The organism is Vibrio bivalvicida (assembly GCF_001399455.2).
Lineage (GTDB): Bacteria > Pseudomonadota > Gammaproteobacteria > Enterobacterales > Vibrionaceae > Vibrio > Vibrio bivalvicida.
On the sequence record NZ_LLEI02000053.1, the window covers coordinates 206402 to 220299 of the forward strand.

16 protein-coding genes are annotated in these 13898 nt (G+C 44.2%); 12 read left to right on the forward strand and 4 right to left on the reverse strand.

Features of this window, described 5'->3' with window-relative positions; translation table 11 throughout:
- The first annotated feature begins 19 nt into the window (after window positions 1-19).
- From APB76_RS17560 to APB76_RS17615, 12 genes are all read left to right on the forward strand, one after another.
- Complete coding sequence (locus APB76_RS17560; RefSeq protein ID WP_049846715.1) at window positions 20-514, forward strand: chemotaxis protein CheW; 495 nt, start codon at window positions 20-22, stop codon at window positions 512-514.
- Entirely contained in the window at window positions 514-1005 is a 492-nt protein-coding gene (locus APB76_RS17565; RefSeq protein WP_049846716.1) for a DUF2802 domain-containing protein, read from the forward strand. Before APB76_RS17560 ends, APB76_RS17565 begins: the two co-directional genes overlap by 1 nt.
- Window positions 1006-1197: 192 nt before the next feature.
- Window positions 1198-1818, forward strand: coding sequence for a cytochrome c biogenesis heme-transporting ATPase CcmA (gene ccmA, locus APB76_RS17570; RefSeq protein ID WP_049846717.1), 621 nt, complete (start codon window positions 1198-1200; stop codon window positions 1816-1818).
- 2 nt (window positions 1819-1820) lie between these two features.
- On the forward strand, window positions 1821-2489 hold the full coding sequence (ccmB, locus tag APB76_RS17575; protein ID WP_049846718.1) for a heme exporter protein CcmB: 669 nt from the start codon (window positions 1821-1823) through the stop codon (window positions 2487-2489).
- 103 nt (window positions 2490-2592) lie between these two features.
- Window positions 2593-3345 carry a heme ABC transporter permease gene (locus APB76_RS17580; protein WP_049846719.1) on the forward strand — a complete coding sequence of 251 codons (753 nt, stop codon included), beginning with the start codon at window positions 2593-2595 and terminating at the stop codon, window positions 3343-3345.
- Between the two features lie 2 nt (window positions 3346-3347).
- Window positions 3348-3554: a heme exporter protein CcmD gene (gene ccmD, locus APB76_RS17585; protein ID WP_049846720.1), complete on the forward strand. Its 207-nt coding sequence runs from the start codon at window positions 3348-3350 to the stop codon at window positions 3552-3554.
- A complete protein-coding gene (ccmE, locus tag APB76_RS17590; RefSeq protein WP_049846721.1) occupies window positions 3551-4036 on the forward strand; it encodes a cytochrome c maturation protein CcmE in 486 nt (161 codons plus the stop codon). Before ccmD ends, ccmE begins: the two co-directional genes overlap by 4 nt.
- Window positions 4033-5991, forward strand: a complete 1959-nt coding sequence (locus APB76_RS17595; RefSeq protein ID WP_049846722.1) for a heme lyase CcmF/NrfE family subunit — start codon at window positions 4033-4035, stop codon at window positions 5989-5991. The genes ccmE and APB76_RS17595 overlap by 4 nt, the downstream gene beginning before the upstream one ends.
- The gene (locus tag APB76_RS17600) at window positions 5991-6545 is read left to right on the forward strand and encodes a DsbE family thiol:disulfide interchange protein (RefSeq protein ID WP_049846723.1); all 555 of its coding nucleotides are present in this window, start codon (window positions 5991-5993) and stop codon (window positions 6543-6545) included. The genes APB76_RS17595 and APB76_RS17600 overlap by 1 nt, the downstream gene beginning before the upstream one ends.
- A complete protein-coding gene (locus APB76_RS17605) occupies window positions 6542-7024 on the forward strand; it encodes a cytochrome c-type biogenesis protein (RefSeq protein WP_049846724.1) in 483 nt (160 codons plus the stop codon). Before APB76_RS17600 ends, APB76_RS17605 begins: the two co-directional genes overlap by 4 nt.
- Complete coding sequence (gene ccmI, locus APB76_RS17610) at window positions 7024-8241, forward strand: c-type cytochrome biogenesis protein CcmI (RefSeq protein ID WP_054961337.1); 1218 nt, start codon at window positions 7024-7026, stop codon at window positions 8239-8241. The genes APB76_RS17605 and ccmI overlap by 1 nt, the downstream gene beginning before the upstream one ends.
- Window positions 8242-8306: 65 nt before the next feature.
- On the forward strand, window positions 8307-9062 hold the full coding sequence (locus APB76_RS17615) for an MlaA family lipoprotein (RefSeq protein ID WP_054961338.1): 756 nt from the start codon (window positions 8307-8309) through the stop codon (window positions 9060-9062).
- A gap of 67 nt (window positions 9063-9129) precedes the next feature.
- On the opposite strand, the gene APB76_RS17620 is transcribed toward APB76_RS17615, so the two are convergent.
- The 4 genes from APB76_RS17620 to APB76_RS17635 all read right to left on the reverse strand — a co-directional run bounded on the left by APB76_RS17620 (window position 9130) and on the right by APB76_RS17635 (window position 13579).
- Window positions 9130-10401 carry an outer membrane protein transport protein gene (locus APB76_RS17620; protein ID WP_054961339.1) on the reverse strand — a complete coding sequence of 424 codons (1272 nt, stop codon included), beginning with the start codon at window positions 10399-10401 and terminating at the stop codon, window positions 9130-9132.
- Window positions 10402-10730: 329 nt separating this feature from the next.
- Window positions 10731-12029, reverse strand: coding sequence for an outer membrane protein transport protein (locus tag APB76_RS17625; RefSeq protein ID WP_054961340.1), 1299 nt, complete (start codon window positions 12027-12029; stop codon window positions 10731-10733).
- A 265-nt stretch (window positions 12030-12294) separates the two neighbouring features.
- On the reverse strand, window positions 12295-13023 hold the full coding sequence (locus tag APB76_RS17630; protein ID WP_054961341.1) for a DUF3379 domain-containing protein: 729 nt from the start codon (window positions 13021-13023) through the stop codon (window positions 12295-12297).
- Entirely contained in the window at window positions 13016-13579 is a 564-nt protein-coding gene (locus APB76_RS17635) for a sigma-70 family RNA polymerase sigma factor (protein ID WP_049846730.1), read from the reverse strand. Before APB76_RS17635 ends, APB76_RS17630 begins: the two co-directional genes overlap by 8 nt.
- Between the last annotated feature and the right edge of the window lie 319 nt (window positions 13580-13898).

Genomic DNA, 13898 nt, shown 5'->3' on the forward strand with positions numbered 1-13898 from the left:
GGCTTAGAGAGGATAAGGTATGTCTCAAACAAATGAAGTAGAAGTAAGAAAAGAGCAGTCTAACGACGAAGTGCTTCAGTGGGTGACGTTCCAGCTAGAAGAAGAAACCTATGGCATCAATGTAATGCAGGTACGAGAAGTACTTCGTTATACTGAAATTGCGCCAGTGCCAGGAGCACCAGACTATGTTCTCGGTATTATAAACCTGCGTGGTAACGTGGTTACTGTTATTGATACACGCTCTCGTTTTGGTTTGATGGAAGGTGAAATCACAGACAATACGCGCATTATTGTGATTGAATCTGAGCACCAAGTTATCGGTATCCTAGTGGATAGCGTTGCTGAAGTTGTTTACCTACGCTCATCAGAGATCGATACAACACCAAGTGTTGGTACAGATGAAAGTGCTAAGTTTATCCAAGGTGTTAGCAACCGTGATGGCAAGCTACTTATCTTGGTTGATCTTAACAAGCTGCTGACTGATGACGAGTGGGATGAGATGGCTCACCTATAATGGACATGAGTTGGATGACCAGTGCTCCAGTTGTTGCTGGGGCAATAGCGTTAATTTTTCTGTTTATCTGCTTAGCGTTATTTCGACTTAAACGTGGCCAAGTTCGTTCTGCCGAGCACTTACGCCAACAAAATCGTCATCTAGACAAAGAGCTGCAAAAAGCGAGCAAACAGCTTCTAGAAGTTCGCTCGGTTGTTGTTGGACTCGGACAAAAGGTCAGCGAGCAGCAAGATATTATCCAGCATTTAAATGAGCGTATCACAGAACTAGAACAAGCAGACAGTGATGGTCGTTTATACTCGCGAGCAAGTAAAATGGTTCAGCTAGGAGCTGACGTTAATGAGCTCATAGAGGAGTGTGAGTTACCAAAAGCGGAAGCTGAGCTGATGATGTCGTTGCAGAACAAAATATCGGGTAAAGAGAAAGTCCCGCCCCTTGAAACTCGCCCCCAGCGGCAAAAGTTTGCGACCAAAAAACGAAGCGCGAAATGACCGGCTGAATAAAAAGTGTCTTAGGGCACTTTTTTTATATTTGAATGTAACTATTTAGTGGTAGTTAATACGATTTATGTTTGAATATTAACAGATTCTTACTTAGTTTCGTGATTCGTATAGGTCTAATTCTATTTTGCGATGAAAAGGCTGTGGTAAGATGTTAGCTCAAAGTTTACCTAGTGACCGCAAATGTTAGAAGTATCTCAACTGACAGCAATAAGAGATGAAAGAATTCTCTTTGAATCCCTATCTTTTTCCATAGAGTCTGGAGAATTAGTTCAAGTAGAAGGGCGAAACGGTACAGGAAAAACCACCTTACTGCGTATCATTACTGGATTAGGCGACCGCGACAATGGCGACATCTATTGGAGTGGTGAGAACATTGAGTCTAACCGAGATGCTTTTCATCAAGATCTTCTCTTTCTAGGCCACCAAACAGGTGTTAAGCGCGAACTAACGGCCTACGAAAATTTGCGTTTTTATCTAAGTATTCATTCACGCAAGCCAGTCGACAAGCAAACCATTTTCAATGCTCTCACCAAGGTCGGGTTGGCGGGGCGAGAAGATGTCCCAGTGGCTCAATTGTCAGCGGGCCAACAGCGTCGAGTGGCATTAGCCCGATTGTGGTTGAGTGATCACAAATTGTGGATACTAGATGAGCCTTTGACTGCGATTGATAAACAGGGTGTGAAAGTGCTTGAATCTCTGTTTCTTCAACATGCGGAAAATGGTGGTATCGTTATGCTGACTACGCACCAAGATATGTTCGCAGATAACCCAAAACTAAGAAAAATTAAGTTAGGTAATTGAACATGCTAGGCACTATGAACAGTATTATAAGACGCGAGCTGCTCATCGCTTTTCGCCGCCAAGCAGATATCTTTAATCCTCTGTGGTTTTTTATTATTGTTATTACACTGTTTCCGCTAAGTATTGGTCCAGAGCCAAACCTACTGGCTCGTATTGCGGCTGGTATCGTTTGGGTTGCGGCTCTACTCTCTGCTTTATTGTCTCTTGAACGTTTGCTTCGTGACGACTTTCAAGATGGCGCGTTAGAACAGATGATGTTGATGCCTGTTCCATTGCCCATAGTGGTGATTTCAAAAGTCATCGCACATTGGTTGTTAACTGGTTTGCCACTAATTCTGATTAGTCCATTGCTGTCCATATTGTTGTCGTTAGACTTCAACACTTGGTTAGCGGTGGTATTGACACTACTGATAGGCACACCGACGCTGAGTTTTATTGGTGCTATCGGTGTTGCACTGACCGTTGGGCTGCAGAAAGGGGGCGTGCTGCTCAGTCTGCTTGTTTTACCGCTTTACATTCCAATATTGATATTTGCGACGTCTGCCATTGATGCTGCGTCGCTTGGAATGGCGTATAACGGACAATTGGCTATATTAGGCGCGATGTTTATGGGGGCAATGACCCTGACACCGTTTGCTATTAGTGCGGCACTCAGAGTAAGTGTCAATTAGTTGTTTTTGATCAAGCACGAAATTTCCCCTTTATATAAATTACAAAACTAATAATTGTTTAACAAAATAAGTTAAACGAACTGAAGTAAGAGTGAGAACGACGATGTGGAAATGGCTCCATCCCTATGCCAAGCCCGAATCAGCCTACCAGTTATGTGGTAAGCTTTTGCCCTGGTTCTCCGTACTGGCGCTGGTGTGTTTAACCGTCGGCACAGTGTGGGGATTAGCTTTCGCACCTTCTGATTACCAGCAGGGTGATAGCTTTAGAATTATCTACATACATGTCCCTTCTGCGATTTGGTCAATGGGCGTTTATATGTCTATGGCTATTGCAGCCTTCATTGGTATCGTATGGCAGATCCGTTTGTCAGATATGGCGGCATCGGCGATGGCTCCCATTGGTGCAGTTTACACCTTTATTGCTCTTTTAACTGGGGCGATCTGGGGCAAGCCGATGTGGGGTACATGGTGGGTATGGGATGCCCGTTTAACCTCCGAACTTATTCTTCTTTTCCTCTACTTAGGTGTGATTGCTCTTTATCATGCATTCGACGATCAGAAAACGGCAGCAAAAGCAGCAGGTATCTTGGCAATTGTCGGAGTGGTAAACCTACCGATTATTCATTTCTCAGTTGAGTGGTGGAACACCCTTCATCAAGGCGCAACGATCACTAAGTTTGAAAAGCCTTCAATTTCTAGCAATATGTTGTGGCCGTTGCTATTGAACATATTTGGATTTGCTTTCTTCTTTGGCTCAGTCACTATGATTCGTCTGCGCAACGAAATCATTAGTAAAGAGAGTCATCGCCCGTGGGTGGTTGAGTTAGCTGCGAATAAATCTCAGAGAGGGAGTTAAACATGCATTTTGAGTCTTTGAGTGATTTCTTTGCCATGGGCGGCTATGCCGGTTATGTCTGGACTGCATTTGGTGTCACATTTGGTGTCATGCTCTTTCTATTGGTATTAAGTGTGAGAAGAGGTCAATCTCTACTCTCTGAAGTACAAGCAAAAGTAGACAGACAAGCACGAATTGACGCGGCGAAAAATTTGGAGAACACATTATGAACCCAAGACGTAAAAAGAGGCTCGGCATTGTTCTTGCGATCTTTATTGGTATCAGTGCCACATTAGGTTTGATGCTTTATGCACTTAATCAGAATATGGATCTTTTCTATACACCGACTGAGCTTGTTAATGGTAAGCCTGATGGGACAAAGCCAGAGGTAGGTCAGCGCCTACGCATTGGTGGTATGGTCGTTGTTGGATCGGTAAAGCGAGATCCAGAGTCATTGCGCGTATCGTTCGATTTACATGATGTCGGTCCAAAAGTCACCATCGTTTATGACGGTATTCTTCCTGATCTATTTCGTGAAGGGCAGGGTATTGTTGCTCAGGGTGTATTGAAAGATGCGACAACGATACAGGCGTTTGAAGTCTTGGCTAAGCACGATGAAGAGTATATGCCACCAGAAATTGCTGAAGCGATGAAGAAGACCCATGAACCGTTGCAATACTCAGAACAACAGAAACAAGGAAGCGGTCAATGATTGCTGAAATCGGTCACTTTGCACTGATCATCTCTTTGGCATTGGCAGTATTGCTAAGTATCTTGCCACTGGTTGGTGCATCTCGAAACAATACATTGCTAATGAACAGCGCAAGACCTTTGTCTTGGGGCATGTTCTTACTTTTATCGATCTCCTTCGCCATTTTGCTGTGGGCGTTTTACACCAATGATTTTACCCTCAATTACGTGGCCAGTAACTCTAATAGCCAGTTGCCTTGGTATTATCGTTTAACAGCAGTTTGGGGGGCGCATGAGGGCTCGCTGCTGCTTTGGGTATTGATCCAAGCCGCGTGGACCGTCGCAGTAGCCACATTCAGTCGCGGTATGCCACAAGAGTCGGTAGCGCGCGTGTTGGCAGTGATGGGTTTGATTACAGTCGGCTTCTTGCTGTTTATCATTCTGACATCGAATCCATTCCTGCGTACTTTACCGTTCTTTCCTGTAGATGGTCGAGATTTGAACCCGCTTCTGCAAGACCCGGGCTTAATTATTCATCCCCCTATGCTCTACATGGGGTACGTGGGTTTCTCGGTAGCCTTCTCTTTCGCGATTGCTTCACTAATGACGGGTCGCTTAGATACGGCATGGGCCCGTTGGTCTCGTCCTTGGACAACCGCTGCTTGGTTATTTTTAACACTTGGTATCGCACTAGGCTCTTGGTGGGCATATTACGAACTCGGCTGGGGCGGTTGGTGGTTCTGGGATCCAGTAGAAAACGCATCGTTTATGCCGTGGTTAGCGGGTACTGCATTAATGCACTCACTAGCAGTCACAGAAAAACGCGGTACGTTTAAAGCGTGGACAGTACTGCTTGCTATTTCTGCATTCTCACTCAGTTTGTTGGGGACGTTCCTTGTTCGTTCAGGGATTTTGGTTTCAGTACATGCGTTTGCCTCTGATCCATCACGAGGTATGTTTATCTTAGGTTTCCTTGTGTTTGTTATCGGTGGTTCACTGCTGTTGTTCGCACTTAAAGGCGCGTCAGTAAGAGTTCGCGGTAACTTCGATTTGGTATCGCGTGAAAACGCATTACTCGCTAACAACGTTCTGCTGATTGCAGCGCTTGTTGTTGTACTTGTCGGCACATTATTGCCATTAGTACACAAACAGATTGGTTTAGGCTCAGTGTCCATTGGTGCGCCATTCTTTGACATGCTGTTTGCTTGGTTAATGATCCCGTTTGCCTTTTTGCTTGGTATTGGTCCTCTGATCCGATGGAAGCGTGACAATCTATCTGCGCTGAGGAAACCTATGCTGATTTCAGGCGTAGTGTCGCTAGTCCTCGCGGGTGTATTCGTTACTCTGCTCTCAGAACACTTCCTGTTTATGGCTTATCTTGGCTGGGTAATGGCACTATGGATCATTTGTTTGCATGGTTTTGAACTATATGAACGTGCCACTCATCGTCATCCATTTTTTGAAGGTGTGAAAAAACTTCAGCGTAGCCACTGGGCGATGATGTTCGGTCACCTTGGTTTAGCTGTAAGTGTGATCGGCATTGCAATGGTGCAGAACTACAGTATCGAGCGAGATGTACGCTTGGCTCCGGGGGAGCATATCCAGATTCAAGGCTACGATTTCCATTTTGAAGGGCTGCGTGACAAAGACGGTCCAAACTATGATGGATATATTGCAGACTTTAAGATCACTCGCGACGGGAAATACATCAATACTCTGCATGCGGAGAAACGCTTCTATACTACAGCGCGTTCTATGATGACTGAAGCCGCGATTGATCGTGGTATTACTCGCGATTTGTACATTGCGATGGGTGAACGTCTAGGCGATAACAAATCTTGGGCTGTGCGTATTTACCACAAACCGTTTGTACGTTGGATATGGGCTGGTTCACTGTTTATGGCACTAGGTGGTGCGATTGCTATTAGTGATAAACGCTACCGTTTTAGAAATAGTGCGAAGAAACAGGAGGCATAATGAATAAGAAGTTTCTGTTTATTCCCTTAGTGGCATTTTTGGGCTTGGTCGCTGTTTTTGCCACCCAGTTGATCAAAAACCAACATGGCGACGATCCAACTAAGCTTGAATCTGTGCTCGTGGGCAAGCACGTTCCTGAGTTTCGCTTAGAAGACCTCGCCGAGCCTGGCAAGTTATACGACCAAGCGATATTTAAAGGGGAGCCGTTGCTTCTCAATGTTTGGGCAACTTGGTGTCCAACTTGTTATGCGGAGCACCAGTATCTCAATGAGCTAGCTGCGAGTGGGGTAAAAATCATCGGTCTTAATTACAAAGATCAGCGTGACAAAGCAGTTGGTTGGTTAAATGACCTAGGTAATCCTTACCTGATTAGCTTATTTGATGGCAACGGTATGCTTGGGCTCGATTTAGGTGTTTATGGCGCGCCTGAGACATTCCTCATTGATGCTAATGGCATTATCCGTTACCGCCATGTTGGTGACGTTAACGACCGCAACTGGAATGAGACGTTAAAGCCAATGTACGAGGCAATGTTAGCGGAGGCGAAATCATGAAAAAATGGATGATGGCGTTACTCGCTAGTTTGAGCTTTGCTGTGGTCTCTCATGCGGCGATTGAAATCCATGAATTTGATACGTTAGAGCAAGAACTGCAGTTCAAAGAGCTAGGTGATACACTACGTTGCCCTAAATGTCAGAACAACACTATAGCTGATTCCAACGCTGAACTTGCCGTCGATTTGCGTGAGAAAGTGTATGAAATGACGAAAGCGGGCAAATCGAAGCAAGAAATAATCGACTATATGATCGCTCGCTACGGCAACTTTGTCACTTATAATCCGCCATTTACAATGGCCACTTCTATCTTGTGGCTTGGCCCTATTGCAGTAGTTTTGTTTGGTTTTGGATTCATCTTAGTCCGAAGCCGAAAACGTAAGGCTACCGTTGCTGAAGGTGCAAAGCAGTGGGATGAAGAAAAAGAAGCACGCTTAAAAGCGCTGCTTGATGAAAAGAATGATGGAGATAAGCAGTAATGACACTATTTTGGATAGCTTCTGTCATTCTAGTAGCCGTTAGCGTATTGCTAATAGCGCTGCCTTTTATCAAGAAGAAATCAAATATCGATGAAGAGCTTCGTGATGAACTCAACAAAGCGTTCTATAAAGACCGTTTGGAAGAGCTAGAAGAAGAGACAGATGAAGGTTTAGTCGAAAACCAACAAGAGTTAATTGAGGATCTAAAACAGTCGCTCCTTGATGATATACCGCACGAAGAGCAGCAGAAACAAGAGAGTCGTATCTCTGCTCTAGCGGTCATTGTTCCTTCTACTCTGTTGGTTATCGGATTGTCATATGGGCTGTACTTCAAATTTGGAGCATCTGAAGATGTGCAGAAATGGCATGAAGTTAGTGCTAACTTACCAGCGCTGTCTAAGAAGCTAATGTCACCAGAAGGTGCCGCTCTGAGCGAAGATGAAATGCAAGATCTCACTTTGGCTTTGCGTACTCGTTTGCACTATCAACCTGATGATTCCACAGGCTGGCTGCTGCTTGGTCGGATTGCACTCGCTAACCGAGATGTGGGCACTGCTGTTGGGGCGATGAAAAAGGCCTATAATCTAGAGTCAGATAATCCAGATGTGATGTTAGGTTATGCTCAAGCGCTAATGTTGTCTCAAGATGATACTGATCAAGATAAAGCACGTCGCTTACTAGGACAGCTAGTTCAACAAGATTATGTTGATTTACGAGTATTCTCACTTTTGGCATTTGATGCTTATGAAAGGAAAGATTATCCTGCTGCTGTTCGTTATTGGAGCATCATGCAGCAGATGATAGGCCCGAAAGACAGCCGCTATGAAATGCTTTCTAGAAGTATCGAAAATGCTCAGAAGCAGATGGGGCAGAAGGTGGGAACAGGTAAGTCAGTATCGGTCAGTATCTCTTTAGCGGACGATATCAATGCCGATCCAAATTCTTCGCTGATTGTTTCTGTGCATACTGCTGATGGTTCGCCAATGCCAGTAGCGGCAGCAAGATACCCGCTTGGAACTTTCCCACGAACCGTTGTCTTAGATGATGGCAACAGTATGTTGGAAGATAGAAAACTATCGTCACTTGAATCTTTGATGGTGCGCGTTCGTATAGACAGTGATGGTAACGTTGCAACCAAACAAGGGGACTGGTTTGGAGAGAGCGAAGCCGTTAGAATGGGTGAACCAGTTGAAGTTATAATTGATAGTCAATATTGATAATTGTTGATTATGAATATACGAAGGCCGGTAACATTACCGGCCTTTTTTATGGATTTATAATAATGAAAAAAAGCACGTTGCAAATAGGGATCTTGTGTTTAGCCTTTGCGCTAACCGGGTGTGCGTCAGCACCTGAAGACGATTCTGCTTTCAGCGAACCGCAAGTCTATGACCCGATGGAAAGCTTTAACCGCTCAATGTGGGCGTTAAACTACGACTATCTAGATCCTTATTTCGTTAGACCCGTTTCTTTAGCATACGTAAACTATATACCCTCGCCAATTCGTACAGGTATTAGCAATTTTTTAGGCAACCTAGACGAGCCTGCAAGTATGGTCAATAACATCATTATGGGTAATGGTGAGAAAGCGGTCGATCACTTTAACCGTTTTTGGATCAACTCAACCTTTGGTATTGCTGGCCTAATCGATATTGCTTCTGAAGCAGGTATTACAGACCACAATGAGAAAACCTTTAGTGATGCGGTAGGTCACTATGGTGTAGGCAATGGGCCTTATGTGATGGTGCCTGGTTATGGTCCTTGGACGGTTAGAGAAGCGTCGGACTTTGTTGACAAAACCTATGTCCCGCTGTCATTTCTGAATTTTTGGGCTGGCTTAAGTAAATGGGCGTTAGAAGGGATGGAAACACGGGCTGCTTTAGTAAACCAAGAAGCACTGCTTGAAAACTCTCCCGATCCTTATGCTGTTGCACGAGATGCGTATCTTCAGCGTCAAGCTTATAATGCTGAGATCGAAAAAGATGACTATAACCACGAAGAAGAAGAGCTATTAGACGAGTACTTAGAAGAGTTTTAGTCAAAAGTTACTGGAGACAATAAAGGCTTGGAAAATTCCAAGCCTTTTTCTAAACGTGCTTAGATGGTTAGAAAGTGTAGTTAGCTTGTAGACCGATTAGCCATACATCGCCTGAAATTTCACCTTCAAAGTTACCACCGATCAATGCAGCTGTTTGATCAGAAGAGTCACGAGGTTCACTGATTGGCGCGTCCTTAGCTAGAATGTAAGTAAATCCGCCATCAAGCGAGAATTGGTCAGTGAACTGGTAGCTTGCACCCATACTTAACCAAGTACGATCTGTTTCAGGAATTGTTGTGGTGCGGTTTTTATCGTCAACTGCGGATGTGTCATACGCAATACCTGTACGCAAAGCCAGTTTAGCGTTGTACTGATACGTTGAACCTAACGCAAAACGGTAACTATCTTTCCAGTTCTCTGTTTTGATTGTGTCTGGGCCAGTTGCGAACTGTGCTTGTAGTTCTTTGAACTTGCTCCAATCTGTCCAGTTGATGCTTGCATGGATTGCAACAGTATCTGTTAGCTGATGGAAGCTAGCGATTTCTAAAGTCGCAGGTAACGGGATAGACAGAGTACCTGGTCTTGAAGGTGTGTAAGATAAACCTGATGCTGTGCCTTCAAAGTCCATTGTTACTTCAGATTTGTAAGCTATGCCAAGACGGTTGCTTTCGTTGATGTCCCAAGCTGCACCAAGTTGGTAGCCCCATGATGTGTCATCACCTTCCATGTACTTGAGAGTGGTCACTGAGCCATCAGCTACACTTTTGAGGCTAGCACCAAAGTGCCCTTCCCCTGTTACGTAGCGAATACCAGCACCTAGACTGATGCTTTCGACCACTTGATAGCCTAGGCTTGCTACTGCTTCAACAGTTTGTACGCTCGCTTTGTCGCCAAAGTGCTGGGCCGTGAAGCTAGATTCCAGTTCAGTTTCCATGCCATAGTTTGTGCCAAGTGCAAAACCCACAGCTAGCTTGTCATTGTACTTGTGCGAGAGGTAAAAGTTAGGAATGACGGCACTATTAGCGATATCTTTAGAGGACGTTGCACCGCGACGATCACCCGTTGCCGAGTTCGTTGTTACTTGACCATCAATATCGATATTTGGGTCAACATAAATAGCACCAACGGAAATTTGTGTGCCTTCTAAATGAGTCAGCATTGCAGGGTTACGCCATTGTGCGCTTGCATTGTCTGCCATTGCAGCTTCACCTGCGTATGCGCGGCCTAAGCCCGTTGCTGAGTATTCAGCTAATTGAAAGCCTGCTGCGTTAACAGTCGATGAGGTTGCCACTAGACCACAAGCGACGGCAAGTGATAAAAGAGTCTTATTTGTTTTCATTGTAATGTTCGCTGAATTGGTTTTATTTGCGTTGGGCGATGATAAGGTTAGAGTTATTACTTTAAAAATTAAAAACACTGTATTTCGAGTTTTTGAAGCTATTAATTAGCCCATGGTTATTTTTTAGTGTTTTATTCTGTATGTTAACGGCGTGTGTGTTAATTTCAGCGAACGTTTGTAGTGCCAAAGGCAGGGGCTTGAGTACATCTGTGCGCTAAAATCCGTAAACATTGGATCACGAACTGACAGAAATTTTAATATCAGAGTAGGTTAGAGGCATAGAAAAGGCCAGCGAATGCTGACCTTTGTGTAGATAATGTAAGCTTAGTTTAGAATTTATGTGTGTACTGAACACCAAACAGCATCGCTGTCGCCTTGGTCGTCGTATCTAGCTTAACTGTACCGATCGTATCATTAACTTGCTTATCTTTACCCACTAGGTAAGTAAAGCCTACATCAAGAGCCTGATCTTTATTGATATGGTAAGTCGCACCTGCTGAGAACCACTGACGGTCAGAGTCTGGTACAGATACTGAAGTTAGCTCGTCTTGCACCCCTTCATCGAACATGTAACCGATACGAGCTTCCCAGTTCTCATTTACGTAGTAAGTACCACCGATTGAGTAGTGGAAAGTATCTTTCCATTTGTACTCTTTAATCTCTGTACCATTGGTCGTTGCTAGGCGGTCAAATGCACTCCAACCGATCCACTGTACGCTGTAGTGAACGGCAAACTTAGTGTCTTCAATGCGGTGATAACCAGAGAACTCAAACATATCTGGTAGTGGGATTTTTAGATCGCCAATGTTCGAATTACCGCTGTAAGAAACTGTGCCGCTTACTTCTTTCTCTGGGCTGTAATGGTAGCTTAAACCGAAACGGTTGTTCTCATCCATTTCAAATACGGTACCTAGGTTAAAACCAACAGCCCAACCTGAAGCATCGATATCCATCAATTGTTGTGTGGTTGTCGTTCCAGCAGGAGCTCCGAAAACATTCATTTCTGATTGACGCTTTAGTTCACCTTCACCGTAGATGATATCTAGACCACCACCTACACTCCATTGCTCGTTGATACGATACGAGCCTAGTAGGGCAATATTTGTAGTGGTTACGTTAGTAACACCACCAAATCCATCAGCACCAGGAACCACAGTAGTACCCACAACTGTACCTGTTTTAGTTCCCCAACTACTATCAAATTCGTTGGTAGTGCCAAAGTTAGAGTAAATACCTAGGCCAACGGCAAACTGATCATTCACTGGGTGAACGACATAAAGGTTAGGGACAACAGATGTTGCATCATTTGTCGTGTTATCTAACGAAGTTGGTGTACTACCTGGTAGAGGGGAAGTATACGTAGCGTCTTTGATCTCTACTTTCGAGTCAATAACGTTAAAACCAACAGAAATTTCAGTACGGTCAAATAGAGACATTGCCGCTGCATTACGAGACATTACCGAAGCGTTGTCTGCGATGACAGCATCGCCTGCAAATGCTCGGCCTAGGCCAGTTGCAGATTGAGAGTTAAGTTGGAAACCGGCAGCGAGAGCTTGCTGCGAAGCTAAAGTAGCGGTTGTGATAGTCACGGCTAATAGTGATTTTTTAAACAGACGCGTCTTGTTCATTTGTGCTTTTTCCTTTTTGTTCGTCTCTAGTGGACGATATTATTTGAGCAAAAGCTCAGTGGTGGCTGATACTAGACTCAAGTATATGATATAGAAATCCGACCATTGCCGATCAGGACGATAAAATTATGGAAATGATGTATATCTGGCAGGAAAGTGCTGCAAAAAGCGCCTTTTTAGAGTCTTGACTCTAATTTTGTGCTAAAAAAATGGCTTGGGCGCGATGTCCAAGCCATGATGTTGGTCACAAAATGTTGCGATTTTGTTAAGTCATGGGTTTGATGATTTTGGATACGCTTTCTGCGATCTTAGCGACATTTTCACCTTGTTCGCCAACGATGATCAAACTGGTATCACCCATAGGCTCAACAATGCCTGTCATACCATCTTCGTTAAAGTCGACGGCTTGATTCGATGGAATGCCGGTCAAAAATAGAGTGACTTTGCCTTTTTCTCCTTGGAATACCATGTGTAGAGCGTTGGTTTTGCCAAAGCCACAGTGATTTAAGTAGTACACGTGGTAAGGGAAAGAGTCTGACAACTGATGGTCAAATGGCATCATCTTCGCATTGATCTGTGAAGACTCTACTTGCTCATCCAGTCGGTCGACGAAAGGCTTCTCATTTACAACATGTTTCATTGCTGTTGAAGCTAGGTTCGCTTGTGCAGGTGATACAACTAAGTTCCCCCAATTGAGCTGGCCAACTAGTAAACCTGCAACAAAAGCTACTGATGCAGCCATTGCCATCGCTTTACGAGCAAAGTTCGGGCGCACCACATTATCTCTACTAACAGAGGTTTGATTAAATAAAATTCGGTCTGCGAGATCTTCTGGCACGTCGACAGTCATCGCTTTCGCAATTTGTTTGTCGAGTTCGAGGACTTCATCTGCGAATTGCGCATTTTGTTCATTCTCTTTTAGCGCTGTATTTACCTCGCCATCTCTCTGTTTAGGATCGGACATAATGCGTCGGCGAAATTCTAATTCATCCATTTTGCTGCCCCCTATGAGTTTTGTCTGAATCTAACATCTCTTTAAGCTGGTTTCTCGCTCTGAATAGTCGAGTCATCACTGTATTTTTGTTTAGGCCTAAGATCTCACCAATCTCTTCGCCGCTAAATCCTCCGACTACTTGAAGGAACAAAGGCTCACGGTAGTCTTCCTCAAGCTTCATTATCTGCGCCTGAACCCATTGTGTCTGATGGTGAGGATCGTCGGAGACCTTAGCATCATTGCCGTGGTCATCGATATCAACCAGATCAAATTGTTTGCGCTCGAATCGACGTGCGTTCTCGCGCCTTAATATGGTGATGAGCCAAGATTTGGCCGCTTTTTCATCTTGTAGGCTATCAAGAGATTTCCACGCTCGCAGGCAGGTTTCTTGCACCAGATCTTCTGCAACGGTTGGGTCTTTACACAACCAATAGGCGTATCGGTATAAGTCCCTATGGTAGGCCCTGACGAGCGCTTCGTATTTTCTTTGTCTGTCCATATCCGAGTTGACCGGATCTTTGGACTTTTTCTTTCCAAAAATATTTATGATTGACACAGGAGCCTCCCTCGTTGCTCTGTGATTTTTATTGTTGTCTTTTGCTCTATAGTTTTAGAGCAATATCCACGGTTGAATGTAGCAAGCTCTAAGTTTTCGATGACCATTGGTCAAATGCACCACTAATTGATGATGTGAATAGGTAAAGTGAAATATAACAGCATCTATAGGGCAGTATTCCACTTAAAATTGATCTATTTCAAAATCTAGCCAACTCTAACGGTTATAGTAACACCTGTCATCTAGTCGGTGTTTCACTGACAAGTTGAGCAAGATGACACTTCCTTTTGAAGGCTGACTTTACTTTCTCCTAATCAGG